General features: G+C 43.9%; 26 protein-coding genes, 1 riboswitch and 1 other annotated feature. Of the genes, 9 read left to right on the plus strand and 17 right to left on the minus strand.

Translation table 11 applies throughout. The annotated features are described in order from the left end of the window. Window positions 1-37: 37 nt before the first annotated feature. Window positions 38-177: riboswitch (SAM riboswitch) on the minus strand. Between the two features lie 99 nt (window positions 178-276). The 10 genes from NST74_RS24815 to NST74_RS24860 all read right to left on the minus strand — a co-directional run bounded on the left by NST74_RS24815 (window position 277) and on the right by NST74_RS24860 (window position 11,892). Continuing rightward, complete coding sequence (locus NST74_RS24815; RefSeq protein ID WP_042130903.1) at window positions 277-1,011, minus strand: Cthe_2314 family HEPN domain-containing protein; 735 nt, start codon at window positions 1,009-1,011, stop codon at window positions 277-279. Between the two features lie 107 nt (window positions 1,012-1,118). Then, complete coding sequence (locus tag NST74_RS24820) at window positions 1,119-2,102, minus strand: COX15/CtaA family protein (RefSeq protein WP_341114980.1); 984 nt, start codon at window positions 2,100-2,102, stop codon at window positions 1,119-1,121. Between the two features lie 91 nt (window positions 2,103-2,193). After that, window positions 2,194-2,538, minus strand: coding sequence for a thioredoxin family protein (locus NST74_RS24825; RefSeq protein ID WP_042130904.1), 345 nt, complete (start codon window positions 2,536-2,538; stop codon window positions 2,194-2,196). Window positions 2,539-2,616: 78 nt separating this feature from the next. After that, window positions 2,617-4,245, minus strand: a complete 1,629-nt coding sequence (locus tag NST74_RS24830) for a putative polysaccharide biosynthesis protein (protein ID WP_341114982.1) — start codon at window positions 4,243-4,245, stop codon at window positions 2,617-2,619. A gap of 27 nt (window positions 4,246-4,272) precedes the next feature. Then, window positions 4,273-4,758 (minus strand): DUF456 domain-containing protein, encoded by a 486-nt coding sequence (locus tag NST74_RS24835; RefSeq protein ID WP_042130906.1) that lies wholly within the window; start codon window positions 4,756-4,758, stop codon window positions 4,273-4,275. Window positions 4,759-4,819: 61 nt separating this feature from the next. Next, on the minus strand, window positions 4,820-5,587 hold the full coding sequence (locus NST74_RS24840) for a Cof-type HAD-IIB family hydrolase (RefSeq protein ID WP_341114984.1): 768 nt from the start codon (window positions 5,585-5,587) through the stop codon (window positions 4,820-4,822). A gap of 77 nt (window positions 5,588-5,664) precedes the next feature. Continuing rightward, window positions 5,665-7,770 carry a peptidoglycan D,D-transpeptidase FtsI family protein gene (locus tag NST74_RS24845; protein ID WP_341114985.1) on the minus strand — a complete coding sequence of 702 codons (2,106 nt, stop codon included), beginning with the start codon at window positions 7,768-7,770 and terminating at the stop codon, window positions 5,665-5,667. Window positions 7,771-7,904: 134 nt separating this feature from the next. Then, window positions 7,905-9,980: a peptidoglycan D,D-transpeptidase FtsI family protein gene (locus tag NST74_RS24850; protein WP_341114987.1), complete on the minus strand. Its 2,076-nt coding sequence runs from the start codon at window positions 9,978-9,980 to the stop codon at window positions 7,905-7,907. Window positions 9,981-10,246: 266 nt separating this feature from the next. Beyond that, window positions 10,247-11,392, minus strand: coding sequence for a transglutaminase domain-containing protein (locus NST74_RS24855; protein WP_341114989.1), 1,146 nt, complete (start codon window positions 11,390-11,392; stop codon window positions 10,247-10,249). A gap of 62 nt (window positions 11,393-11,454) precedes the next feature. Next, window positions 11,455-11,892, minus strand: coding sequence for a hypothetical protein (locus NST74_RS24860; protein WP_341115968.1), 438 nt, complete (start codon window positions 11,890-11,892; stop codon window positions 11,455-11,457). Between the two features lie 270 nt (window positions 11,893-12,162). Between NST74_RS24860 and NST74_RS24865 the strand changes: the two genes are divergently transcribed. Both NST74_RS24865 and NST74_RS24870 read left to right on the plus strand, forming a co-directional pair. Then, the gene (locus NST74_RS24865; RefSeq protein ID WP_341114991.1) at window positions 12,163-13,347 is read left to right on the plus strand and encodes an MFS transporter; all 1,185 of its coding nucleotides are present in this window, start codon (window positions 12,163-12,165) and stop codon (window positions 13,345-13,347) included. Between the two features lie 132 nt (window positions 13,348-13,479). After that, on the plus strand, window positions 13,480-13,827 hold the full coding sequence (locus NST74_RS24870; RefSeq protein ID WP_339291464.1) for a DNA primase: 348 nt from the start codon (window positions 13,480-13,482) through the stop codon (window positions 13,825-13,827). Window positions 13,828-14,006: 179 nt separating this feature from the next. On the opposite strand, the gene NST74_RS24875 is transcribed toward NST74_RS24870, so the two are convergent. Both NST74_RS24875 and cyoE read right to left on the minus strand, forming a co-directional pair. Continuing rightward, a complete protein-coding gene (locus tag NST74_RS24875; RefSeq protein ID WP_341114993.1) occupies window positions 14,007-14,630 on the minus strand; it encodes an SCO family protein in 624 nt (207 codons plus the stop codon). Window positions 14,631-14,647: 17 nt separating this feature from the next. Next, window positions 14,648-15,580 carry a heme o synthase gene (cyoE, locus tag NST74_RS24880; protein WP_341114994.1) on the minus strand — a complete coding sequence of 311 codons (933 nt, stop codon included), beginning with the start codon at window positions 15,578-15,580 and terminating at the stop codon, window positions 14,648-14,650. Window positions 15,581-15,821: 241 nt separating this feature from the next. On the opposite strand from cyoE, the gene NST74_RS24885 reads away from it, so the two are divergent. Together NST74_RS24885 and NST74_RS24890 are read left to right on the plus strand one after the other, a co-directional pair. Beyond that, window positions 15,822-16,823, plus strand: coding sequence for a metal-dependent hydrolase (locus NST74_RS24885; RefSeq protein ID WP_042130913.1), 1,002 nt, complete (start codon window positions 15,822-15,824; stop codon window positions 16,821-16,823). Between the two features lie 108 nt (window positions 16,824-16,931). Next, the gene (locus NST74_RS24890; RefSeq protein ID WP_341114995.1) at window positions 16,932-17,126 is read left to right on the plus strand and encodes a hypothetical protein; all 195 of its coding nucleotides are present in this window, start codon (window positions 16,932-16,934) and stop codon (window positions 17,124-17,126) included. Between the two features lie 92 nt (window positions 17,127-17,218). Here NST74_RS24890 and trpS read toward each other — a convergent pair whose 3' ends face one another. Further along, entirely contained in the window at window positions 17,219-18,205 is a 987-nt protein-coding gene (trpS, locus tag NST74_RS24895; RefSeq protein WP_042130915.1) for a tryptophan--tRNA ligase, read from the minus strand. A 61-nt stretch (window positions 18,206-18,266) separates the two neighbouring features. Continuing rightward, window positions 18,267-18,506, minus strand: a binding site (T-box leader). Between the two features lie 134 nt (window positions 18,507-18,640). Here trpS and NST74_RS24900 point away from each other — a divergent pair. Together NST74_RS24900 and NST74_RS24905 are read left to right on the plus strand one after the other, a co-directional pair. After that, window positions 18,641-19,615 carry an aldose 1-epimerase gene (locus NST74_RS24900; protein ID WP_076119513.1) on the plus strand — a complete coding sequence of 325 codons (975 nt, stop codon included), beginning with the start codon at window positions 18,641-18,643 and terminating at the stop codon, window positions 19,613-19,615. A gap of 208 nt (window positions 19,616-19,823) precedes the next feature. Continuing rightward, window positions 19,824-20,054, plus strand: a complete 231-nt coding sequence (locus NST74_RS24905; protein WP_042130917.1) for an alpha/beta-type small acid-soluble spore protein — start codon at window positions 19,824-19,826, stop codon at window positions 20,052-20,054. Window positions 20,055-20,300: 246 nt separating this feature from the next. On the opposite strand, the gene NST74_RS24910 is transcribed toward NST74_RS24905, so the two are convergent. Both NST74_RS24910 and NST74_RS24915 read right to left on the minus strand, forming a co-directional pair. After that, window positions 20,301-20,711, minus strand: a complete 411-nt coding sequence (locus NST74_RS24910) for an O-methyltransferase (protein ID WP_341114997.1) — start codon at window positions 20,709-20,711, stop codon at window positions 20,301-20,303. A 364-nt stretch (window positions 20,712-21,075) separates the two neighbouring features. Beyond that, window positions 21,076-22,875, minus strand: a complete 1,800-nt coding sequence (locus NST74_RS24915) for a M3 family oligoendopeptidase (RefSeq protein ID WP_341114999.1) — start codon at window positions 22,873-22,875, stop codon at window positions 21,076-21,078. Window positions 22,876-22,993: 118 nt separating this feature from the next. Between NST74_RS24915 and NST74_RS24920 the strand changes: the two genes are divergently transcribed. Together NST74_RS24920 and NST74_RS24925 are read left to right on the plus strand one after the other, a co-directional pair. Continuing rightward, window positions 22,994-23,185: a YycC family protein gene (locus tag NST74_RS24920; protein ID WP_042130920.1), complete on the plus strand. Its 192-nt coding sequence runs from the start codon at window positions 22,994-22,996 to the stop codon at window positions 23,183-23,185. Further along, window positions 23,182-23,412, plus strand: coding sequence for a hypothetical protein (locus NST74_RS24925; protein ID WP_042130921.1), 231 nt, complete (start codon window positions 23,182-23,184; stop codon window positions 23,410-23,412). Before NST74_RS24920 ends, NST74_RS24925 begins: the two co-directional genes overlap by 4 nt. 91 nt (window positions 23,413-23,503) lie before the next feature. Here NST74_RS24925 and NST74_RS24930 read toward each other — a convergent pair whose 3' ends face one another. After that, window positions 23,504-24,214 carry a DUF2225 domain-containing protein gene (locus NST74_RS24930; protein ID WP_341115002.1) on the minus strand — a complete coding sequence of 237 codons (711 nt, stop codon included), beginning with the start codon at window positions 24,212-24,214 and terminating at the stop codon, window positions 23,504-23,506. 36 nt (window positions 24,215-24,250) lie between these two features. Next, window positions 24,251-24,634: a globin domain-containing protein gene (locus NST74_RS24935; protein ID WP_042130923.1), complete on the minus strand. Its 384-nt coding sequence runs from the start codon at window positions 24,632-24,634 to the stop codon at window positions 24,251-24,253. A gap of 412 nt (window positions 24,635-25,046) precedes the next feature. Between NST74_RS24935 and ylbJ the strand changes: the two genes are divergently transcribed. After that, on the plus strand, window positions 25,047-26,309 hold the full coding sequence (ylbJ, locus tag NST74_RS24940; protein ID WP_341115005.1) for a sporulation integral membrane protein YlbJ: 1,263 nt from the start codon (window positions 25,047-25,049) through the stop codon (window positions 26,307-26,309). The last annotated feature ends 75 nt before the right edge of the window (window positions 26,310-26,384 follow it).

Genomic DNA, 26,384 nt, shown 5'->3' on the forward strand with positions numbered 1-26,384 from the left:
ATCGCAAGAGGCTCTGTGTGTTTATTTAGACAATGCCTTCTCATCTGCCAACGACCACAAACCTTGCGTCATTGTAGGAATTAGCACCATGACATTTGTACATAACGCTTATCGCGCTGTATACAAATCGGTTGCCGGGCTTCATCGGGCCTATCCCTCCGCCACTCTCGATAAGATATAGAGTATGAAATTTATGTTTGAATTCGTACAGACTTTAATGCAAGCATAAGTATAGTAAGTTTCTTGTTTTTTGTCAAAAGGAAATATATTGAACGCTTATGATTTTACCCGATTTGGCTTGCTTATTTCCTTACGCAACTGCTCATTGCTGTAGCTATATGCTGCGATTAACGTCTTACAGTTCATTTCGAGGGATTGCTTTAAATCCTCTAGATGGCTATCTAAATCCTCAAGCTGAATTTTGTCATGCAAGCCTTGATGTCGCTGCCATAAATCATCCTGCATTTCGGAATTCATATAATGAATTTCAGCATTTCTGCGCTTGCGTAGATTCTCCAGTGGATCACGATAAGAGTTCTTGATCTGTTCCAATTGATCCGCTAATGCTGGATGCACATTCAATAGTTGAAGTTGACGCAGCACTGTAAAATAAGAAAAGTGCGTTTTTAATTTGGAAGTTTTGAGGTCATAGAAATGATTCAGCACCGTTCCAAGCTTGTCCAGAAGAGAGAACACACGAATAAATCCATCTTTATAAAAATAAACATACCGCGCATAATCGCCCTGTTCCACTGGTGACATATCATCCATATAACCGGCGATTACCGATTTTCGGTAAAAAGCTGCAGCGAACCAGCTTTGCTCCAATTCATCCAATGAGGAGATCAACCCACGTGTCCAAATCTCCAGCTTGCGGTATTCATGGTCATTATCCTCATGGGCGTTCATTTCCTTGCGCAGTAAAGCTGCAAAAGTGGCCATATTCTCCATCGCATCAGCCAATACACCGCTGTTCTTTCGAGGCGGCTCTCCAAGTATAACCCGCAGCATATCCCAGTCCTCCTAAAGTTTTGTCCAGCACCACGATATACCGATTTCCACTTTATTATTCCGCAGGAAAAGCGACTCTATCCGCGAAGGGAACTTTCTACCAAGGGCTACAACGGTGTCATTGGATTCGTTGGATTTTTTTCAACAACGACATTTCTCGCGCTACTCAACTGCCAGACTCTTACGCTCATATAACATAAAACACCAAACAAACAAGCAATCAACAAAATATGAGCCAAAGCGGCAAATATGTACAATCTTTCATTATCTAATGTGTAAACAACTGCAGCTCCACTAAATACCTGCATCAAGCACAGCAGAACAGCCGCTACGCCAAGAGCTCTTAGCTCGGGGTAATCCTTATGTTTCCAAAAAGCTAAATGTCCAAGCACCGCGGTAAGAATAAATAAGATCAAAGCCGCAATCCGGTGTGTAAAAACAATACCGACTCCCCCGGAAAGCTCAGGCACCCATTCACCGTTGCAGAGCGGCCAGCCAGAACATCCACCGCGTGAATCTGTATGACTAACAAAGGCTCCGATATAAACGACAACATAGGAATATAAGGCCGTAAAACAGGTTAAATTGCGGAAAGCTTTGCTAACGGGCTTCTTCTGAATCTCCATCTTTTGATCGTAATCATAATCGCCTGCTTCATGCCATCTCTTTGTTCCAAGTGCAAGCATCAGAGAACTAGAAAAAGCGATCAAGGAAAAACCCATATGCAGTGCCATCACAGCAGCAGATTGGGATTTAATTACTGCAAGCGCTCCCATACCACCTTGTACAATTACAAACAACAAAGTCATAAATGCATAGACTAACAAGTCCCGACGATTTCGTGCATAACGCCAAAAAGCAAACATCGAAGCAAGTGACAATAACCCAGCCAATCCGCTAAACAAACGATGAGTGTATTCAATCATCGAACCTACAGTATAAGCAGGAATTAATTTGCCATGACAGAGCGGCCATTCATTTCCGCATTCCAATCCCGATCCAGTCTTCGTTACTACTGCTCCCCCTAGTACGGCTAGGAACATGATAAGGCAAGTAAGATAACTAAGCCATTTCAACTGATTTGTCGTCAAAAAATATCACCCGCAGTTTTTAGTAATGAAGAAGCATTTTAAAAAAACCACCGCTTTTGCTCAAACAGGCGAAAGCGGTGGTTTTCCGGAATTACTGTTGAAGACTTTGATGCACTTGAACCGCTTTATCCAGGAAATTCTCAATCTCCTCGCGGGATTTACGTAATTTATTAACGAACCTAACCAATTCACGTCCATCGGAATAAGCGACGAAGCTTGGAATCCCCATAATATTTTGTTCCTGACTAACATCACCTACAGCATCAACGTCAACCTCAACCAGCGTTAAACGATCGGCATAAGCTTGCTCTACCTCAGGGATAAAAGGATCGATAAACTTACAATCCGAGCACCAGTCCGCCTTGAAGATGGCTACTGTTAAGCGTGGAGATTGAATGGCTACCTGAAATTCACCAGGAGAACTTATTTTGTCCATAGTTTGTACCGTCCTTTCTTCCATATCTGTCAAATTTCTATTCTTTAAGTGAAGCAAAATGTCATGCAGAAGTCAAACCTATTCTCTCATACGAACACGCGCAGGCTGTAATTTCATCAGCGGATTCAACAATTTTTGCAGTGCACGCGGATAACTGGAGATTTCCTGTTTAGTAAGCACGCCCAGTACAATTAGCAATACCAGGTAAATAACAACAACTGCAGCCCCTACAACAAGACAAGTGATCAGAAACGCCAGGCGTGCAGGCATTAGATCCGTTAACAGCATTCCAGCTTGGTTCAAACCAAAACCAATACCTCCGGACACAAGAACCGAAATTCCAAAGCCGCCCCACCGTTTACCCATAATTTCGAAAGGTACAATGGATTTTAGCATTCGTAAATTAAGAATAGTAATGACTACGAAACAAAGTGCTGTTGCGCCGATAATCCCGTATATCCCAAATACCTTACTTAGTAAGAAGCTTGCTGCTAATTTAACAATAATACCCACTAGCACATAATACATTGAAATGCGTGATTTGCCCATACCGAGCAAGATGGAGTTCGTTGTCATCATGGTGATCTGAAAGATCGTTCCAATCGTAAGCATCGCCACAATTCCGCTTCCGTCCAAGCTGCTGAACAATAACCCGTTTACAGAATAGGCTGCTGCCACAAGTGCCAACACAATTGGCATCCCTGTCAGGATAGAAATCCGCAAAGCAAGTGTAATTTGCTTCTTCAAGTGTCCCTCATCACGACGGGCATAAGCAGCTGAAATGATCGGAATCAGCGAGGTACCTAGCGCAATGGCTAGAACCGGTGGAATTCCGGCCACACTTTGAGCACGCGTGGTTAGTATACCCAAAGCTGCTGTTGCACTCTCTCTACCCATCTGATCAATAAGCAGCGGTACAGCCAAAGAAGTATCAATTACATTCACTACTGGAATCGTAAGTGAGGAGAGCACGATCGGAATCGATAGTGTGAAAATATCTTTGTAAATTCCCCAGATCGGCAATTTTTGAGTGGTATTATAATTTAATCCCTGCTGTTTATCCTCTCGGCGCAGCTTGATCGCAAAATAAATCATGACACCAAATGCTGCAATACTACCAATTACGCTACCGAAGGATGCTCCCGCAGCTATAGTTGTATTGTTATATCCCTGCTGCAATAGAATATAAGCTAGTAAAATAGCGACTAGTACGCGAGCGAACTGCTCTACAATCTGTGAAATACCACCAGCCATCATATTGTTACGCCCTTGAAAATATCCACGCATCATGGCAATTGCCGGAAAAAGTAAAAGCGCAGGTGCAATAGCCCTAACTGCCATCGCTGATTCAGGTACATCAGCAATATGTGTCGCATAGAACGGAGCGCCTATGTACAGCAAGGCAGTCATGATTACCCCTGCTGCTACTGAAAACAGCAATGCTGCATGATACACTTGTCTCGCCTCTTCAGGACGATTCAGAGCGTACCGCTCGGAGACCATTTTACTGAGCGTACTTGGAATACCTGCTGTAGCCACGGTGAGCAGCATTAAATAGATATTGTTCGATACCCCAAATGATGCTCTCCCCACATCATCAAAAATATGATCCAGCGGCACCCGCTGAACAAGCCCGAGTACCCTTGCCACCAAAGCTGCAGCAGCAAGGATAAGCGTGCCTTTTACGAAAGACTCTTTCTTGGACAAACCATTTCCCCTTCTTCACTGTTAAAATTAAAACCGGACGACCCAAATAAAAAAGAGGACGACCATAATAATTTGTAGCACAATTTTGACAACAGTACTACTAAACAACCCAAGTATTGATCCTACACTTACTTTGGCAGCTTTAGCTGGTGAAGAACCCACGATCAATTCTCCTATAAAGGCACCCAAAAATGGACCAATAATAAGTCCAAAGGCTGGAATTACAAATGGACCAAGGATTAGCCCAATCGTACTCCCGATAATGGATGAACGTGAGCCGCCAAATTTCTTAACGCCCCACGCCCCTACAACATAATCAGCAATAAATAGTACTACAACGATCAGCGTTTGAATGATCCAGAACCAAACACCAAAAGGCTCGAAAGAGAAGAACCAGCCATATACGAAAAAGCCAAGATAAATCGCTAGTGCACCCGGCAATATCGGATACACAGCCCCGGCCAGTCCTACGGCGAATAAAGCAATAATAAGAATCCAACCCAGGATCGTCAATACTTAACCCCCTAATAGCAAATATGCTCTATGGATTCACTTCGAATATAGCAATTCTTCATTATTGGCTGCCTAAAGAGGTTACCACTTCATTAAAAATATACTTTTGGACAACTTCAGCGATACCATCATTATTATTAGAAGCCACCACAGCGTCAGCCTCTTCTTTAACCGTCTCCTGAGCGTTGCCCATAGCGACCCCAAGCCCTGCCTGCTGAATCGCCGCAAGGTCGTTGAGGCTATCACCAACTGCTATAACTTGGGACATTTCTAGCCCGAGCAGCGCACAGACTTCCTTGATTCCGGTCGCCTTATTCACACCTAGAGGATTAATCTCTAGATTATGCGGGGAGGAGTTCGTAATCTCCAGTCCACCCATATCTTGAAGGCGAAGCAGCAGCTTATGACGAAGCTCATCATCTTCGGTGTGATAACCGAATTTAAGCCATTCTCTGCCCGTTACATCCCCATCCCAGTTATCCCGTTTATGAACCTTTTCCGTAGAATAGGCCCAGAACCAAATGTCATCTTCCTTCGCAAGTTCATACATTTGTTTTACTAGCATAGGGTCCATCAGCGACCGGCGATAAATTTCGTGCGGCGCTCGCCACACCTCACTGCCATTCACAGTAATCATTGGTGTCCCTAGTCCAAGCTGCTCCGCATATGGAAATGCACTTGTAAAAGCCCGGCCTGTCGACAGACAGACATGAACGCCTGCGTCGACCGCCTTTTGAAGCCATTCCACCGTTGTAGGTGTAATAATTTGTTCATCATTCAGTAAGGTTCCATCCATATCCAAAGCAAGCAGGCGGTATTTGGCAGTCATTGCCACCCCTCCATTCTTGTATGCTCTCTAAAGAGCAGCTGTTTATTTTTTATTCCATATTCACCTTAGGGTCAGAGTTATTCGGTACCTGTAGCCGTTCCCTCCTTCGCAGGGTCATTAACATTATTACCTGACTGAAGGCTTTTCTTCGGAACACCATCAAGCCCGTATTCCCAATCATAAGCATCGAAAATTTTGCGTGCTACAGGCGCAGCACTTTGGGAACCAAAGCCACCCTCAGGAATGACTACGGCTACTGCCAGCTTAGGGTTATTACGTGGAGCATAAGCAATAAATACACCATTATCGCGAATTTGACCCTTAGCCACTTGCTGTGATGTTCCTGTCTTACGAGCAAAATCATAAGGGAAATCAGAAAAAGCACTAACTTCGCTTCGCATACCCTGTTGTATTTCTTTCCAATAGGATTTATCGAAGGCTGTTACTTCATCCAGCACCTCACGACCGAACTCCTTAACTACTTTTCCATCAGCATCTGTAATCTTGCTAACGAGTTGAGGTTTGATCCGCTGTCCTTCGTTAGCAAGTGTAGCTACGTATTGCGCAAGCTGCAACACTGTATAACTACCTTGTTGACCGAAAGAAGCATATACAAGTGCCGCTTGTGCACTACCCGCAGCCTCTATATTGGTATAGTTAATCTGTCCTAAGAATTCATTTGGCAGACCACTTCCCGTGGATACACCAAGACCAAACTCTTTCATATACCTATCCCAGACATCTATCCCCTTACTCTTATACTTCTCATATAATCTTTTACCGACCATATCAACCATGAACGCATTCGAGGACTTCTCAATCGCTCTTGCAGGGTCCATAGAACCGTAGACATGTCCTCCAGAGTTTCTTACCTTGGTTTCATGACCTGTTTTACCAAAAGTCGCAAAGCCTTTATCTGAGTAGTAGGTTGAAGGTGTAAAGAGACCTTCATTCAGACCCACGAGTACACTTAACGGTTTAATAGTTGAACCTAGAAGCAGCACTGATCTTAGTCCATTCCCTGAAGTTCCTGAAGAAATCGGGTTAATGGTACCGTTCTGGTAGTTGTCCATAATACTGTTCCAGACATCTGTAGATAAGGAGCCTGATGTCCAAATATTCGTATCGTAGTCCGGCATACTCGCCATACTGACGATATTTCCCGTATCGACTTCCATCGCCACAGCGTAACCCGTTAATGCATTAGGATGCGTTTTACCCTGTACAGGATTGGAATGCAGCCACTTAATCTGATCCATAATGGCCTGCTCTGTCTTCATCTGGATATTCTTATTAATCGTTGTCCAAACGTCGTTACCTTTCACAGGAGGGACAACTCGTTCGACTTTCTCAGCCATATTCTGTGGATTTACAGAAATTTCTTGATACCCATTTTGTCCCCGAAGCTCTCTCTGATACTGTAGCTCCAGACCGTCAAATCCGACAAATTCATCATCTTTGTACGTTAGTCCTGGCTCTGGATTGTTCTTCATAGCATTTAAGATATTCTTATAAATATTAAGGCTGTTTGCTGATTTAAAAGGCTTGATATACCCTATCGTCTGTACGGCAACCGTATCTTTATCGTAATGACGAATGCTTTCCTCGACAATTTCAAGACCTGGATAATCACCCTTATGTTCCATGAAATAGGCTACTTCCTGAGTTGTCAGATCAGCCTTAATCCGCCGTGCCATAAAGCCGAGTGATTTGCGGAAATATAAATCCAGCGCTTCAATAACATCTTCTTCTGTCATCTTTTCAGCATTTGGATCGCCATATTTATTGAAATCAGCTACCAGCTTCGCCGCCAATGCATCTGACTTGGCTTTAGCTTCCGGGGTCAGCGTAGTTTTACCGGTAATTTTATCTGTTTGTTTCGCGGTATACTCCTTATTGAGCGTAATATACAGCGATTGTACCGGCGTAGAGTACGCTAACTTCTCACCTTCAGCAGCATAAATTACACCTCTCATGGATGCAAGAGGGACATTTTTGGTATCTCTGCTTGTCTCCACTTCGGTCAAAGTCGGGCCTTCCACGAACTGCAACACAGCCAGGCGTATAATAATTACGCAAAATATAACGAACGTGCTAAAGAAAAACACGTTGAGTCGCAGGCCTATGGAACTTTTACTGTTGGTCTCATCTGGAGGTGAGGCCTGCTTACGAAAAAAACTCACAGTATATTTCTCTCCTTTTTCTCTAAAATATAAGAAACTATAAGTTTCACGCTATACATTATCCTTATATTTTTCGCATAAACGCTTACCGTCCTTTAGGGACGCCGAAGGCGTTTTTATTTGAAAAAAGCCTGTTATTCTTGAATGGGTTCTGTCACAGGAGTTACATTCTTTTTTGGCACACCATCGAGCCCGTACTCCCAATCGTAGGCGTCAAAAATCTTTCGAGCCACCGGAGCAGCGCTGTTGGAGCCAAAGCCGCCTTCAGGTATAACAACCGCTACGGCCAGCTTCGGATTTTCTCGCGGGGCAAAGGCAATAAACACCCCATTATCGCGGTTTATATTTTTTCTGTCTGTTTTTTCAGAGGTACCTGTCTTACGTGCAAAATCATAAGGAAAATCGTCAAAGGCACTAACTTTACTACTCATCCCCTGTTTGATCTCTTTCCAGTAGGATTTGTTAAACGTTACCTTATTAAGCACTTCTCTTTGAAATTCCTTAACCACCTTACCTTGCGCATCCGTAATCTTACTAACGAGCTGAGGCTTAATACGTACCCCTTCATTAGCAAGGGTAGCTGCATACTGGGCAAGCTGTAGTGTAGTATAGCTGCCTTGTTGGCCAAAAGAAGCATAGATCAGAGCAGCCTGCGAACTGCCTGCGGCCTTAAGATCAGTATAGTTAATCTGGCCCGGTGATTCACCTGGGAGTCCACTTTTCGTAGATACACCCAATCCGAACTCTTTCATATATTCGTCCCAAACCTCAATGCCTTTATCCCCCGGATATTTCTTGTAAAGCTGTTTGCCCACCATATCGACCATAAATACGTTAGAGGAATCTGTAATCGCCTTTGCTGGACGTAGTGAACCATATACGTGACCCGATGAATTTCTTACGGAAGATTTATTATCCTTACCGAAATAGGTAATGCCCACATCTGTGTAAGTTGTTGATGTATTAAAAAAACCTTCGTTCAAACCAATTAACACACTTAATGGCTTAATCGTAGATCCCATAAACACAAGTGAACTAAAATCATGACCTGATCTACCAGACGAATTTGAAGTAATTGTACCGTTCAGATGGTTATTCATGATTTTATTCCAAACAGTAGTTGGTAAGGAATCTTTGGTCCACACATTCGAATCGTAATCCGGCATGCTTGCCATAGCGACGATATTTCCAGTCTCCACTTCCATTGCTACGGCGTATCCTGTTAAAGCATCCGGATGTGTCTCACCTTGAACAGCATTGGCATGTAGCCATTTGATCTGATCCAATATAGCTTGTTCTGTCTTCATCTGAATCTTCTTATTAATGGTCATCCAAATATTATTACCTTTTACAGGAGCAACGTTCTGTTCAACCTTCTCAGCCATATTCTGAGGGGTTACCGAAATGACCTGATAACCATTTTCTCCTCGCAGCTCTCGTTGATACTGCATTTCCAGACCGTCAAATCCCACGTATTCTTCTGCTTTATACATAAGGCCAGGCGAAGCATCTTTTTTCATAGCGCTACGAATATTCTTGTATAGCGCTATGTCTTCAGTCGATTTGAAAGGCTTCCCAAAGCCGACCGTTTGAACCGCCACCGTGTCTTTATCATAATGACGAAGACTTTCCTCCACGATGCTAAGTCCCGGATAATCGTCCTTATGCTCCATGAAATAGGCTATTTCTTTTGGAACTAATCCAGTCTTAATCCGCCGCGGTACATACCCTAAATATTTCTTGAAATCTAAATCTAATAAATCCAAGATATCTTGCTGAGTCAGCTTAGGTGCATTTGGATCTCCATATTTAGCAAAATCAGCCGCAAGTCTTGCCGCAAGCGCATTAGACTTGTTCTTCGCCTTCTCCGTAAAAGAGGATTCCCCTGTTACTTTATCTGTTGTTCTAGCTGTGTAATCTTTAGTTAATGTAAGGTAAAGTGATTCCGTAGGTGTTGAAAAGGCAATCTGCTCTCCTTCGGCAGCAAAAATAATCCCACGCAACGCTGCGAGCGGAACAATTTTCGTTTCCCGATTCGTTTCTTCTTCAGACAACAGTGCTCCCTCAGTAAATTGCAAACCTGCAAGACGAACAATAATAATGCAAAAAACAAAAAAAGTGCCAAAGAAAAAAATATTCAGTCTCAGACCTACAGAATTTCTTGAAGATATCCCGTCCTTAGGCGGGGGCAGCTTACCAAACAAGCTCACCAGCTTTCTCCCCTTCTACAAGCATAAACGCCTTCTTCATCTTTATAAGGATGGTAAGTGTTTAAGCGAGAAATATAAGACATAAAGTATAGCGTAAACCTTATACTTTCTTATATTTAATGTCTGACACACCGTTACCTGCGACATTGCTCTCATGATGAAGGTGATTTCTAAGCTGCTTATTGTAAGCATAGCACTCGCATTTAAGGTAGAGCTGTTGTAACTTGAGTTTATTGTACCACACCCAAGGAGTTCAGCGCCCTCACTCAGAGGGCGTTCTCCCTTATATGAGTTTCATCAAAGTCCTTCGGATTGAACCAATCTCCACTGCTCGCCCAAGTCGGATCCAATGGGATCCACGCTTGCCGATCACTAATGTATACTTCATTCCAAGCATGTGCACCATAACCGCCACGTCCGTCATACCCTTGGCCTGTTACAACCCGTACTTGTAAGCCCTGTGAACGGGCCATCACTGCGTACAATCGGGCATAGTCTATACACACCCCTTGCCGAGTGTCGAATGTATCCTGTGGTGTCTGTTCATGCCAGACCTTGTTTTGCAAATAATTATCAGCTTTGGCATAGTCGTAAGTTACACGCGAACCTACCCAATCATAGAGAAGTCTGGCTTTTTTTTCTTCGTCCTGTGCTTGTCCAGCAATGTCTTCTGCTGCTCCTATAATATCCTGAGGAATTTCGTGATCGATGACCTCATATTTTCTGCGAAGAATATCATTCATCTCAGCTGCAACGGTCTTCGTCAGGATAGGGAGCTTCTTCTGCACGGTCTCCCCAACAATAGGTTCAAATACAGCGGCAGCACTTTGACTATAGATTGGAGATGACTCCACATAACGGCTAAACCCACTCTCTGGATTTAATCCGACACAGATAAAAAGAGCAAGAACAATTACCAGGCTACGAGTTAAGCCGATAATTAATCCAACAATTGCTCCTCCCATTCGGCTTACTTGCGTAATCTTTCTATCTTTAAATTTCTTATTACGCCGTAATTGCGGAAAAGGAAGCAACATGGATAACAATCCCAGGAGCATACGAATCAACATATAAGAAATCAGGAGTAACAGCAGAAACCGAACTAGCGGGGATTCCGATAGCACAGACACCGCCGTATAATAAATTTGCTGCCACTGGGTAAGCTTCGTATCAGGCAAACTAATCCCAGACGCCCAATTCTCTACATAAGGATTCAGGTAAGCCGCAGCTGGGATAGCTAGTACTAAAGATACTATAGTAAATAATCCTGTTCCCAGCAGTCCAAATAATCTTCCGGTGGCACTTGAGAAGCCTCTGCTCCAGCCTTGGAATAGTGAGAAGACTACAACCAGCAGGAGGGCGATGGAGATGATATTAGCATCACTCACACTAGCCATCCATCCGTTTATCATATCCGCTCACTCCTTTCAGTCGCCTGCTTGCTCGGCTGTTATATTTTTTGAGTTCAAGCCTATCACTTATGTTTTTGGGCTTCCTCGATAAATGTTTTTGTCGTATCTGTAACACTCCACTTCCCAAGACTAACGCCACGGAAAGTAACCTCTACTTTATCTTCACCCGCTGCGCCCTTCACTTCAATATTTGGGGTTGTGATCGTAAATGTCCCATCTCCATTTGAAGTATACTTCGCATCCTGCGCTTCTTTAAGCATAACCTCTTGCGCTTCCTTCTTTAGCGTACTTACTGTTCCATCCGCCACCTTATTCACAGCGTTACCAATTTGGTCCATTGTAACACCACTATAGATGAATAAACCTACAACGATAACAATGACAATCGCCCATTTCAGAACGGTTTTGACCAAATTAACAACCGCAAACAGCAGGACAAGCGCAATAATAATAACTAGCCAATTTTCCCTTATAAACTGTGACCACACCTCTGGATCCATCAACCTCACAACACCCCTATCACCTAATTTCGTCCTAAGGATTCTCACTTCCCATAGACATAACGCCAATATTAATTATTATACATGAATGCCCATCATAATTCATGGTTCCACCCTCCGCGAAAGGTATACCCTACTAAACGATTTAAAAAAGCGGTATAAGCCCTCTCTGTCCCACGTAAAGTACAAGTAGTGCTTTAATTTTGTTCTTCATTATTAAGCCGTCCTGCGTTAACTTGTGCTGTAGGTGGCTCTTGGAGGTGTTTCCCTGTGAAAACTGCGCTGTGGCTATACTTGTTTCTCTTTCTGGCTTTCTTCGATTTACATGCTCAGTATCCTGTCCTTACACCCTTTGCCATCTCTCTTGGTGCGGGACCCACCTTTATTGGCTGGATGATGGGCATGTACTCATTGACCCACCTTCCCGGCAATCTGCTTGCAGGCGTACTCGTCGATCGCAACGGCTCCCGCCGCTACATCGTCTTCAGCCTTGTCGCTGCGGGAGCTATTTTACTGCTGCAGGCTCATGTGCAGCTTCCATGGCATCTGCTAATGCTAAGAGCAGCGAGTGGATTCGTCCTCGCCTTCCTCTCTCCAGCATGTATGACACTGCTGGCTTCATTGTCATCGGATGCCACAGAGCAAGGTAAATATATGTCCGGACATGGTATCGTTCATACTTTAGCTTCAGTTGTATCCCCTGCAGCGGGAGCTTTTATTGTAGCAAAAGCCGGCTATTCTGGCACCTTCACCACACTTGGATGGCTGCTTATCGCAACAGGAGTCATGGCTTTTTTCAGTGTACCTGCGCCTTCAAGACGTACATTAAGCCCGCTAAGCACAGCTCAGTCACCAAAAATCCCTGCTAAACCTTCTATTCCTTCGAAAGATGATGATCTCGTATCCAAACGTTATTACCTGTTACCTTTTTTCGTTTCCTGTTCACAAGGCGTGCTCTTTTTCGAGCTCCCACTGTCTCAAACAGGCAGTAACAGCATTCTTTCCACAGGCATCCTACTGTCACTCCTTAGTTTAGGTGCTTTGGTAACGCTCAGCATGCTCTTCCTGAACCGTCTTTCTCCGGGAGGAAGAATTGCAGCGGCATTATTGGGAATGGCCATCTGCTTCTTTGCACTCGCTTCATTCCACACCATCCCGACTGCCGCTATTCTCTTTATGCTTGGTGCGGCTAAAGGAGTGTTGTTCCCTGCAATGGCATCACTTTTTATTAGTCTAGGCGGCCCTGGTCGAATGGGTCGGACCTTCTCGTTGCAGTCGATTGCCATGTCACTTGGTGCATTCGCTGGACCCGTAGCCGCCGGACAGCTAAGGGGATTCGTTTCTCCTTACTTCATAGCCTTTCTATTGCTAATGGTCGCGCTGCTTCTGCTTCCGCCTAACAATACAGGAAAACTATCTGGCCTCACTTCCAAATGGAACGGGCGAGCCGCATGATTCTTTGTTTTTACGACATTTCCCGGGGAATGAAGACTTTCCTGCAGAAACGATTGTTAAAAATGACGATCCTTCGGTAAACTATAATGAGTCTGAAGCTTGGGGCCCATTTCCGGAGGTGATTTTCAGTTAATGTCCATTACGATTATTGTCGAAGGCAAAAACGATCGTAGCAGATTACGGCGTGTGCTGGTACCGGAAGTAGAAATCCTATGTACCTTTGGCACATTAAATACACTTAAATTAGAGTCCCTTCGGCAACAAGTAGGGGATGGAGAAGTGTACCTTTATCTGGATAACGACTCTTCTGGCAAAAAAATACGCAGTGTTCTCCGTGATGCTTTCCCCGATGCCGGTCACATCTATACTCGTCGCGGATATGCTGGGGTGGAGGGTACGCCCGATGAATACAATATCACTCAGCTTGAAAAAGCTGGATTGGAAGATTTCATCGTCTATCCTGAACCCCTTCCTTTTTAAGCAAAAACAAGCATAAATGCTTATTGTCCTTATAAAGAAAATAAGCATTTATGCGAGAAATATAAGTATACTATATAGCGTGAAACTTATATTTTCTTATATTTTATTTAAAAAAACGCCTTTTTCGTTATCCGCTCAATAACGAGGGATTCGAAGAAGGCGTTTTTAATGTTTATGTTCTATTCCCGAGCCAATTCCTTCAGCTGAACCGCAAGAAATTCAGGGGTTACGGTCTCCGTATCACCTGCGTCATACAATGCACGAAGACGATTGTCTCGGTCAACTAACGCTATACGGTTGGCATGTACGAAATTTTCTTTGGAATTCCCCGCGATTAGTACTTTAAAAGAATCAGTCGCCAGCTTACGAACTTCTTCCTGATCTCCCCGCAAAAAATACCATCCATCATAATTGGCCTGAAAACGGTCCGCAAACGTCTTAATAGCTTCCCGAGTATCATTCTTCGGATCAAAGGAGATAGAGACAAACTCCGTATCTTTACCAAAGCTGCCATCCTCAACCAAAATCTTCTGTGTCTGAGATAACAAAAACGTAGTTATAGGACATACATCCGGACACTGAGTAAAAAAGAAGTATACCAACCGTGCTTTACCTTGTGTATCAGCCAGAGTAATCTGGTCTCCATTCACATTTTCAAGAGAAAAGTCCTGTACTTCTCCGATTACTGGCAGTTTTTCTTTTCCTAAATTCAAAGAGTTAACTGCCAGATAACCAGCCATAATCAAAGCAAGTAATAGCAGAAGCCAAGTCCATTTATAACGCTTAAAGGTCTGCACGGACACGTATACCCTCCCTCTTCTTAACCGTGAATCGTATTTAATACAAGTACGATCAAACTAACTGTCAGGTAGTTAATGGAGAAGAGGAAGTTCTTCTTCGCCCAGACTTCATCATCTTTAGCCTTAAAGCCCATCAAGGTCAATACTAACCAAGCCAAGGACAACGCTGTTGAAATGATTAGATAAAATATACCTGCGTAATTGTAGGCGTACATTAACACTGGAATAGGCAGCAAAAGGGCTACATAAGGAATCATCTGAAATTTCGTACGCCGCGTTCCTTTAACTACAGGTAGCAATGGAAATCCTGCCGCTCTATATTCTTCTTTACGTCTTATACCCAAAGCCCAGAAGTGAGGAGGCTGCCATAAAAACAACATGGCAAAAATCAACCAAGCGCCTAGATCAACGCTTCCTGTAACCGCAACATAACCAATTACCGGAGGCATCGCCCCAGAAATTGCACCTACTGAGGTGCTCCATGTTGATGTCCGCTTCAACCAAAGCGTGTATACTACAACGTAAACGAACATGCCAACAATTCCAAACAGACCGGCAAGCATACCCGAAAAAGCAAACAGTACGATCAAACCTGCAATACCAAGCCCAATGGCGTATAATAATACAATGTTTGGTTTCAGTCGTCCTGTAGGAAGCCCCCTTTCACGGGTTCTTTCCATTTTCATGTCCAGGTCACGGTCGAAATAGTTATTAAAAACACAGGCCGAAGCCATAACCAGCATTGTTCCTAGCAGAGTTAGCACTAACCTGCCGTAATTAACATCCCAACCTGAGGCAAGCCAATATCCCGCAAAGGCCGCAATGAGGTTAGATCGGATAATACCGGGTTTTGTTACGGTAATGAAATCACGCCAGCCAGCACCTTCCGGTGGAGATTTTGCAGACATAGCTGCTGAGTCGGAAGAAGCTTGAAATGTTATATGATTGTCCACACCTAATGATCCTCCTTCTAAACGAACATCTAACGTTCTAGCCGAAGCATTTAAAACTTCGCTGTTAACTTTATCATAACAAACCCGTGAAGACTTTGACAGTCATGGGGCAGTAAGTTCATGAATTCGACAATTACGTGACAATATTTATTTTATATTTATTGCAATCCCCTTAATAACCTGAGCTGTATTTGGGTAATTATTAATAGAGAACTTCCGAACAACAAAGGAGAACTGACCAATGGATACTGCTACACATTTAGTTATGGGCCTAGGCTTAGCTGGGCTTTCCTTCGTTGATCCCATCGTTGCTTCTGATCCGAAACTGGCCGGAGCTGTTATGCTGGCAACGGTTCTCGCCTCTCAGGCTCCTGATGCTGATACTGCGCTGCGACTGAAGGACAATGCATTGTATATTCGAAACCACCGAGGAATCACACATTCCCTACCCTTTCTAATTCTATGGCCCGCCCTGATTTCCTTCGTGTTAGGGCCCTTATTCGGCTTTACTGATTTACAAGCCCTTAGCCATATTGCGCTCTGGAGCTTCATTGGTGTAGGTGTTCACGTATTTTCTGATCTATTTAATACCTATGGCACTCAGGCTGCACGTCCATTCACGGAGAAATGGATTGCCTGGAACATCATCCACATTTTTGATCCGTTTATATTTGGTAGCCATATCGCTGCCATCCTTCTCTGGATTACCGGTATCGTTCCACCGCAACCTTTATTTATTACGCTTTATGCCTGTACTATTCTTTATTATATTTGGAGAACCGTCGTTCACGCTCGCCTTACGCGTAATATCAAGCTTAAGGATTTACATCATAATGTCGGCGAACGTTATATTGTAATCCCTACAATTTCACTAAAGCGCTGGAACGTAGTAAAAGTAAAACAAGATGGCAGCTATAATGTTGGGCAGTTAGTGAATAACCGGCTGGAATGGTTCAAACATGCTGTTTGCTCCAATCATCCCGCTGTGGAGATATCCAAGTCGCACCCTGATATTCAGTCTTTTCTATACTTCACTTCTTATGCAGTAGCTGAAGTGGAGGAACTTCCTTCAGGATATATGGTGCGCTGGGGGGACGTGCGTTATTTACACCGCAAACAATACCCATTTGTGGCTGTATTAGTGATGGACAATCAATATCGACCTTTAAATACGTATGTAGGTTGGCTTAGCAGCGAGAAGCTTGACAAACGATTTTCCATTGATCCCGGTTCTTTACGATGAAACTGTAGACTTACGCAGAGATCTATTCTATAATCACAAAAAATCCCGGAGTATGGTTATCATACTCCGGGATTCATTTTAGTAGACATAGAAAGGAAGGCTCTCCTAATGGGTAAAGGACTTTCACTTTGGTTCGCTTGTTCTTCTATTCTTATTCTTACAGCCGCTTCAATCGCGATCAGTTATAGCTTTTGGTTGGCACTTCTGCTCGGGTTTCTCTGTGTTATGAATATTGGCTGGGGATTTATCCTCAAAGCCAAGATCAGACGCAAACAAGCTAAAACGACTTCGGCGTCCTTATAGGGACGGTAGCGTTTATGCGAGAATTATAAGGATACAGTATAGCGTGAAACCTATACTTATTATAATTCAGGAAAGCCTAAGCGCTGATTAGATTAACGAGCTGGCAGAAATCCCATCCGCTCTTTAACTCCATTCAGCGTCTCTGTTGCAACAATACGTGCGCGACCAGCTCCTTCAGCAAGAATATCTGTGATCGCACCCGAGCTACGAATTTCATTATATCTTTGTTGTAAAGGCTCAAGCGTGGATACAACCACTTCAGCAAGATCCTTCTTAAAGCCGCCATACATTTGTCCTTCATAACGATCGGCAATTTGCTGAAGTGTCATTCCAGAACACTCAGAATAAATACTCATCAAATTACTGATTTCTGGCTTATTAGCCGGATCAAAGATCACTTCACGTCCAGAATCAGTCGTTGCACGGCTGATTTTTTTACGAATTACGTCCGCTGAATCTAACAGAGCAATATAGCTTCCAGCGTTTGGATTGCTCTTGCTCATTTTTTTGGTGCCATCATCTAGAGACATAATACGTGCGCCAACCTCTGGGATGTATGGCTCAGGAATGGTAAAGAATTCACCAAAACGATTATTGAAGCGCCCAGCTAAATCACGAGTCAACTCCAAATGCTGCTTCTGATCTTCTCCTACCGGCACAAGATCCGCATTATAAACTAGAATATCTGCTGCCATCAGGGAAGGATAGACGAAAAGACCAGCGCCGACAGAATCCTTACCTGATGATTTATCTTTAAACTGGGTCATACGCTCCAGCTCGCCCATCGCTGTAAGTGTCGTCATAATCCAGCCTAGTTCAGCGTGCTGCGGCACATGCGACTGCATATAAACATTAGAACGTGCAGGATCAATTCCTGCTGCAATAAATAGAGCCGCTACAGACTCTGATTGCTCACGTAGCGCCGCTGGATCTTGAGCTACAGTGATCGCATGCATATCGACAACCATAAAGAAACATTGATGATCATCTTGCAGCTTCACAAAATTTTTCAGTGCTCCTATATAGTTCCCCAGTGTAAGTGAACCGCTCGGTTGAATGCCTGACATTACTTTTTTCATAATAGAGACCTCCGTTTGATGTAATTTCTAAGTTTCCGAGAACGCAAAAAAAGCCTCATCCGCAAGGGACGTGAGACCGTGGTGCCACCCTTATTCGCTGCTTAATCTTGTTAAGACAAGAAGAAAACAGCCTTCGTCTTCCGTTAACGGAGAAGATCCGGCCGGTCTACTAGGGCATCTAGCTCCCGTTCAAGCTCGGCGCTCAGGGGTCCATTCATCAGGAGTGTCCTACCGGTTCGCATCAACCACCGGCTTTCTGAAGGTACAATACCTGCCTACTTATCCCCGTCATCACATTATCATCATGAATTAATGCCTTCATCATAGAACCATAAAGAGAAGTTGTCAAATCACTTAACCACTACGGTATAAATCTGTTATGATAAGGTTATCCATGTTCTATTCGATTACAGTTACGATAAAGGAGCATATCTCATGAAACAGGTGACCAAAGGGCAGTGGGGCGGTTATGATACTTATATTTTGCACAGCCGTGAACTGGAAGTCACGCTTTTGCCGCGACTAGGAAATAACGTGATTTCATTGTTTGATGTAAAGAAACAACGGGAAATTCTACGGCGGCCTGATGAAAGCGATCAAGCTTTCTTTATGCAAAAACCTTACCATTTTGGCATGCCGCTATTAATTCCACCCGGAAGAATTCGTAAGGGCCAATTTCAGTTCGACGGTACAAGTTATCAATTTGACCAGAATACCGCTAATGACAATCATATTCATGGTCTACACCGAACTCAGGCCTGGTGTGTCAGCGATATTGAAGAAGATGAAGATGGTTGCGCGGTCACTACTGAATTCCGAACGGAAGATGATCCACATTGGATGGAACAATTCCCTATCCCACTTAAATTCGAAATGACATTTAGGCTTCAGGAAGCCCGATTTACCCAAACTTTAAAGGTTACAAATCTCGGAGATCATCGAATTCCTTTTGGGATCGGTTATCACACCTGGTTTATGATTGATGGAGAACCTGAGCGCTGGAATCTTAAGCTCCCAGTAAATAGTATTTATGAACTGAACGATGAATTGCTCCCTAGCGGCAATCTAATTCCACTTGGTGATCTGGAAGCCTTGAACACCGGAATGAACATGCAGGGAACTAATTTTGATACTGCTCTTCGCATTGGAGAAAAACAGCCTGTAGAAGCCCTATTATTACGCGATGATGGTTATGGCCTCCGTTATACTGCTGACGAGAATCTATTCCGTCACTGGGTGCTATATACCAAAGGACCAGCAGATCAATTTCTGTGCATTGAACCCTATACATGGCTCGCAAATGCACCGAATGTATCCGATGACGCTTCCTTCACAGGCCTCTTAACGATAGAACCCGGACAGAGTCAGAATCTGACCACCTTGTTGGAAATGATTTATCCTGAGATTTAAAGCAGATATACATTATATCGGTCTTCCCTTGCTATTACGTAAGGAAAGACCGATTTTTTTTGTATGATACCTAGCAACAAAGAATTTCTATCCTATCCTCACTTTTATTTCACTAATAATTACCATCCTTAAAACCTTTCGAAGGGATGCATGAATTAACCTCTTAGCGCTCATACTATCTTCACAACGGGCGAAGGAGGTGACACACATGGGTCAAGCAGGTCAAGGTCGTAGCAGCCGTTCCAATAACCTGGTCGTTCCTCAAGCAACTGCGGCATTGCAACAGTTGAAATATGAAGCAGCACAGGAGCTTGGAGTAACGATCCCAGCTGACGGTTATTACGGGAACTACACTTCTCGCGAAACTGGTTCTCTGGGCGGTTACATCACTAAACGTCTAGTGCAACTGGCAGAACAACAACTGTCCGGTCGTCAGTAACAACGTTATCTTAAGTGTTTTATCCGGCTAGGGCATATTAAAAAAGCCTAAAACCGAGTAGCTTTTGAGCCCTCTCACACTTCTTTCTGAAGCTGTGGGAGGGTTTTTGATTTTCACAAGAAAAAACGGTTTTACCGTCCTTTTAGTGTCGGTTTCCATTTTTTGCGAGAAGTAGAAGAAGAATTTATTACGCAAGCATATAAATTTTTTTCTTAATATGAACTATAAAGTTTATGTAAATAACGCTTAACCAAAAAATTGTTCGGAACTTTCAGCGTAGGCATTACGAGGAGACCGAATCATCAAGTTGGCCATATTGTAATTGGACTCCAGCGTAGCATCTACAATCACCATACCCTGTCTAATGGCAAATTCATAAGAAATCTCACCATGTGTCCAACGACGCTTGTACTTCAGGCTTTCCAGCGCCATTAGTCGAAAAGAAGCTTGCTGTCCATCTGTCATCCCTTCTTTCACATCAGTGAACCCCCCACTCCGCCCAGAAAGAGGATTATGCCGTATACCGAATTTGCCGATCATGTTATTTCGTATTTGCACAAATACCGTACCAGAAGTTAATCCTGATAATTCTTCCTGAAGCTCCTTAAATACCATGTCCATCTGTCTTGCTAATGAAAGCTGTTCTGTCTTAAGCATACTTTTCCTCCTAAAAGTTTTGTGAGACTTTGTTTTATCCGAATTCACTTCGTACAAAACTGTTTTTGTAAGCGTTTTCTCTGTTTTGCGAGCTAGCTGAGTGATTTTTCTAGTTTCGCCTTATATAAGGCTTAAGACTCATTATAGGTTACTAATAAAAGGTAAACAACATTATTCGGCAAAATTGGGTTATTATCCCTATAGATGCGCGAAATCCATAGAATTATTGTATATTAGTTTTTATAAAACGTGTTTTTTCGACATTTTGCCTTTAAAAAAAGCCCCTGCATCAGGGGCTTTTGCGTATTCATACTGAAATTCTGTTGTTTTTTCTACCGTAAAATATGTCTTAGTTTAGACTTTTTCAAACTAAGTGCTCCGTCATTTCCAAGAACTCATTAATGTCAGCTACAATCAGATCTGTAGCACCTTGCCAGAAGTCCGGCTTCGTCAGATCCACACTCAGATGCTTAAGTACCAGATTCTCTAAAGTCATCACACCAGTATCTTGCAGCAAGCTATCGTATTTATCCGCAAAGGAAGCTCCTTCTTGCAGGGCCAGTCGATACAAGCCTGTGCTGAACATGTAACCTACGGTGTAAGGAAAGTTATAGAACGGCACATCCGTGATATAAAAATGCAGTTTAGAAGCCCAGAAATGAGGATGGTATTCTGAAAGCACCCCACAGAAAGCTTCCTTCTGTGCTTCCACCATCAATTCAGACAGCTCTTCAGCATTTACAAGGCCTTCCTTACGTTTCTCATAGAAACGAGTCTCGAACAAGAACCGAGCGTGAATGTTCATAAAGAAAGCAACGCTGTTCTGAATCTTCGTTTCAAGCAGCGCCAGCTTCTCTTCAGCATTGCTAGCCGCTTTAACCTGAGCGTCAGACACAATGACCTCTGCGAAGGTTGAAGCAGTCTCTGCAACGTTCATAGCGTAGTTCTGATTAAATACAGGTTGATCATCCAGCAAATAAGAATGATAAGCATGTCCCAGCTCATGCGCTAAGGTTGAAACATTGGAGGTTGTGCCGCTATAGGTCATGAATATCCGTGATTCCTTGCTCTCTGGGAAGGATGTACAGAAACCTCCAGGACGTTTCCCCGGACGATCCTCAACCTCGATCCAGTTGTTATCAAAAGCACGCTCTGCAAACTCGGCCATCTTCGGACTAAATTTGCGGAACTGGGTAACGATATCTTTAGCAGCCTGATCATATGGGATTTTACCTGAAGATTTGCCCACAGGTGCTTCGACATCCACCCACGAGAGAGCATCCAGCCCAAGCAGCTTTGCTTTACGCTGAAGATAGCCCACAAGTGCAGGCTTGCTATTCGTAATCACGTCCCACATCGCATTCAAAGTATCTTGTGACATACGATTGATGCTCAGCGGATCTTTCAGAATATCTTCCCAACCTCTTCCTTTATAAAGCTTCAGACGGAAGCCTGCTAAGTGATTCAAGGTATCCGCACAGTTATCTGCTGCTTCGGTCCATGCTTCTTCCCATTTGCGGAACATGGATTGACGTACTTTCGGATCTGGATCATCCAGCTTATTAAAAGCTTGACCTGCGGAGAGTAGCTTGGTTCCTTCTTCATCCTCAAACGGGATTTTAATCGAGCTTACAATCGTATCATAGTGCCCGCTCCATCCATGATATCCGTCAACAGCTAGTTCCAGCGCTAAGCTTTCCAGCTCTGGGCTCATCTTTTCACGGGCCAAATCACGGCTCTCGCTCAGCACGAACGTTAAAGGAGCAATCTCCGGACGAGCCATCCATTCTGCCCATACCTTGTCCGTAGTCTGACGAAGCACATTACTGAATTGTGAACTGATGCCTTCGAATCCAGCACGCATGCTTGTCACTCGGGCCGCCAGTCTTACTGCACCCTTGTCCATTTGATTCTGAGCGCCCAGACAGTCTGCGAAGGAAGATACCTCCACTAGTCTTCCTGAACAGCTCTGAAGCAGTTCTATAACCTCGTCCAGCGCCTTGGTAGACTCAACATCCGTTGGAGCTACGGCATTCTTCACCAGACCCTGTAAGGCTGCAATATCTTGCTCAAGATTCTTTAAAAAGCTTTCTAACTCAGAAGACGACGATCCTCCACGAAATATGGAATCAAGTTCCCAAGTCAGTGATAATGGTTGTTTCATCTGTACTCACCATTCCTTTGCTCTCATTTGGTTTTCTTTGTAATTGACTTAACACCATGGTAAAGTGAATAACGATACCGGAACATTCATAGCCGATAAACTTTAGGAGGGCATCCATATGAAGCCACTACAAATTTCACCGGAAACAGCCATTACGTTATCCAAGCAACTAGGCGTTCCACTGGAACACTTGATGCATATGCCCCAACATATTTTGCTACAAAAAATAGCTGAGCTATCCAAAAAGCAGAATTCACCGCAAGCTGAGGATGGAAATGAAGAGTCTCCTTCCGGGAAGGATTCACAATGATTCCCTTTAGTCATACCTGGCCTTATGACATTATTTTAGGCGATATGTATGTGCAGTACTGCCCTTTTTGCAACTCGGAGAATGTCCTTCTTCCTATGAAGCCAAAAGAATTGCAAATCGTTCGTGACGGCAAGAAAAAACTGCTTGTCTTCCCATGTTGCAGCGCCAGTCCCACAGTTGTAGATAACGACGGAGATTACCTCCTATTCGATCGGGCAGTTCGATAAATAAAAGGACATCTGAATCCCAATATTAACATTTTTATAAAGCGCAGACGAGAGCATTACTCTCTTCTGCGCTTTTTGTTGTTCGTAAACTTTAAGAACCTGAAGGCAATCCATCGGCATCAACATCTACAGCTTCACCACGCATTTGTTCTCTTAGCACAACCCACTGCTCTCTGGCAGCCCGAATCATCGCAGCATCCATAATCTTCTGATCATTAATCAGACGGGAGAACCACATTACAGCCACAGGGAACTCTCCGATGCGCCGATTAAGCTCACCGATCAGATACATGAGCCGGGCATCATTACCGCCTATTCCATCTTTTTCGTACACCTTCACATATTCATCTAATGAATAACGCAAAAAGCGTTGTTCTTGCTCTGTATTCCCTTGATATCGATACAACCAAGCAATGTGATGCAGTAGACTTGCAATAATCCGATCCTTATCGTTAATGCTTTGAGCGCATAGAAGTGCAAGTTTATAGGTCTCAAGCGCAGCTTCCCAGCTTCGTTTATCCCCAAAGTCACGGCTCTTCCAGCGTTTTCCTACCTGTTCATTAAATGCCTTTCGCTGCAACTCCGTCAGCTTGTCCGCTGAATTTTCTGTAGAGGCAAACCCGCAACTCGGGCAGACGCGTACAACATAATAATCCGGATTCTCGTTTTTGTAATAGGCACAAAAATCAGCATCGCGGCGAATAGCCTTTTTCAGACTAGGACGTACGCGAGAGGTTGAGAATTCATGTTCACAATTGCAACATTTGACCTTAATAGAATATAGGGGTATTAAGTCTGGCAAGTACTCTCATTCCTTTCAGGATCAACCTGTCCCTTATTATTCCTGGGGCATGTTAACAAAATGATGTGCGGGACCCGCAAGGCGACTAAGCACGAAGGAACGCAGCGGCTCTTCTACACCAGTCTCCACAAGCGCCTCTTTCATGCACTGCAGCCATTCTTCAGCACGTTCTGGAGTAATGGGAATATGCATATGCCTTGCTCTCATCATGGGATGTCCATGTAATTCTGAATACAGTGGGCCACCGCCAAAAAACTGTGTTAGGAATTGATACTGCTTCTCCAGAACAGGAGAAATGTCTTCGGGAAATAACGGACCCAGCTGCGGATGAAGCTGTACTTTGGCGTAGAACACTTCCACCAAACGATGTAATGCCTCAGCTCCCCCTAAGTTCTCATATATACTCTCATTTGGATTCATCGAGGTTACCAGCTTTCTTCCATATTAATGAAACGTTTCTTAATTTATTATACCAAAAAAAAGCACTGCCCGGATATCCGTCGAAAGTGCCCCTAAACGGCAGAAAAAAGACGCTAAACTTTAGTTTAGCGTCTGGAGATTATTGTCAGTAGGTCCGAAATTCCTCATCACCTGCAGGGACGAGAGAGACCCGGATCACATATACAAAAGCACAAACGAGAACTCCGGCTACAACGCTCATCGCCATCACTCCATCCCATTTATTCTTGTAACAGAGGGTGCATTCCTTATTTACATAATATCATAACTCAAGCGAAAAAGCACAGATTTATGTAACCGCTTCCTTTATTTTTTTTGTGCTGTTTGTCCTTCTTTTCGCATACATCTAACCATAGATCAGGAGGCGTTAATTATGACTTTAAAAAAGATTGGCGGCCCACTGCTGGGATTAACATTGGCGGGCTGTATGCTGCTAATGCTGTTTCATCCGGAGGCGTCCCTTGGCGCAGCCTTACGTGGCTTGGCCATCTGGTGGGATGTGTTATTCCCCTCCCTATTTCCATTCTTCGTCATTTCCGAAATCATGCTGGGCTTAGGGATTGTTCATCTCTTTGGCGCTTTGCTTGATCCGTTGATGCGTCCTCTTTTTGGTATACCAGGTAGCGGTGGGTTTGTCGCTGCAATGGGATATGTATCAGGATATCCTGTTGGCGCTAAATTAACCGCTAAGCTGCGGGAACAGAATCTGATTAGCAGAGTGGAAGGGGAAAGATTAGTCGCTTTCACAACCTCATCCGATCCAATCTTTCTGTTGGGTGCAGTGTCCGTCGGATTTTTTCGAGATGCATCATTGGGGCTCATCCTAGCTCTCGCCCACTACGGGAGCGGTTTGATTGTTGGCTTGCTAATGTCGTTCCATGGACGCAAAGAACAGAGATCCCCATCTCAAGACCCATCCACAACTAGTTCTGCCGCCCCCTCTGTTCTATCCAAAAAAGGTTTTGGAAGAATCCATGCTGCACTACTTGCCATGGAGGAAGCTCGGCGCAAAGATGGGCGAAGCTTCGGGGAGCTATTAAGAGGTGCCATCCAGTCCTCACTTAAGCTTATTATTGTCGTAGGTGGTTTGGTTGTATTCTTCAATGTACTAATGGAACTGCTTGCCCGCGCAGGAATTCTATCCTCACTCTTTAGCTTGACCGGACATCTTATTTCCCTTGTGGGTGGTCCCCCCGAACTGGCCCAGGCTCTGATTAGCGGATTCTTCGAAGTTACTATCGGTGCCCGTTCTGCGGGTGAAGCTGCTTCTTCCATCCCGCTTCAGTTCAAGGTTGCCGCAGCTGCTTTCATCCTCTCTTGGGGCGGTTTATCTGTACATGCCCAGGTAGCCAGTATTCTGAATGGCACCGGAATTCGGTATCTGCCATTTATGACTGCACGTCTAATTCACGCCTTCCTCGCATCAGGACTCGTATTGCTGCTCTGGAACCCTGTGATGGACACAGGGCTGTCTACTGCATGGATATCATTGCCTGCCTCTATTGCCTTTACACCTTCTGCCACGGGGATCACTGCAAGCCTCGCTCTGCTGAGCCTTTTATTAAGTGCTGCGATTTTAGTCTCCCTGCTTCTCCCTGCTTTCACTGCAATGATTCGTTGGATACGGCGAAGTTGATTAACATATTGTGTTCCGGGTCAAGATTGATTATGATCGATGTATGACTGAAATATACAAAAGGAGCCTGTACAT

Origin of the sequence: Paenibacillus sp. FSL F4-0125, assembly GCF_038008565.1 — a bacterium.
Taxonomy (GTDB): domain Bacteria; phylum Bacillota; class Bacilli; order Paenibacillales; family Paenibacillaceae; genus Paenibacillus_AQ.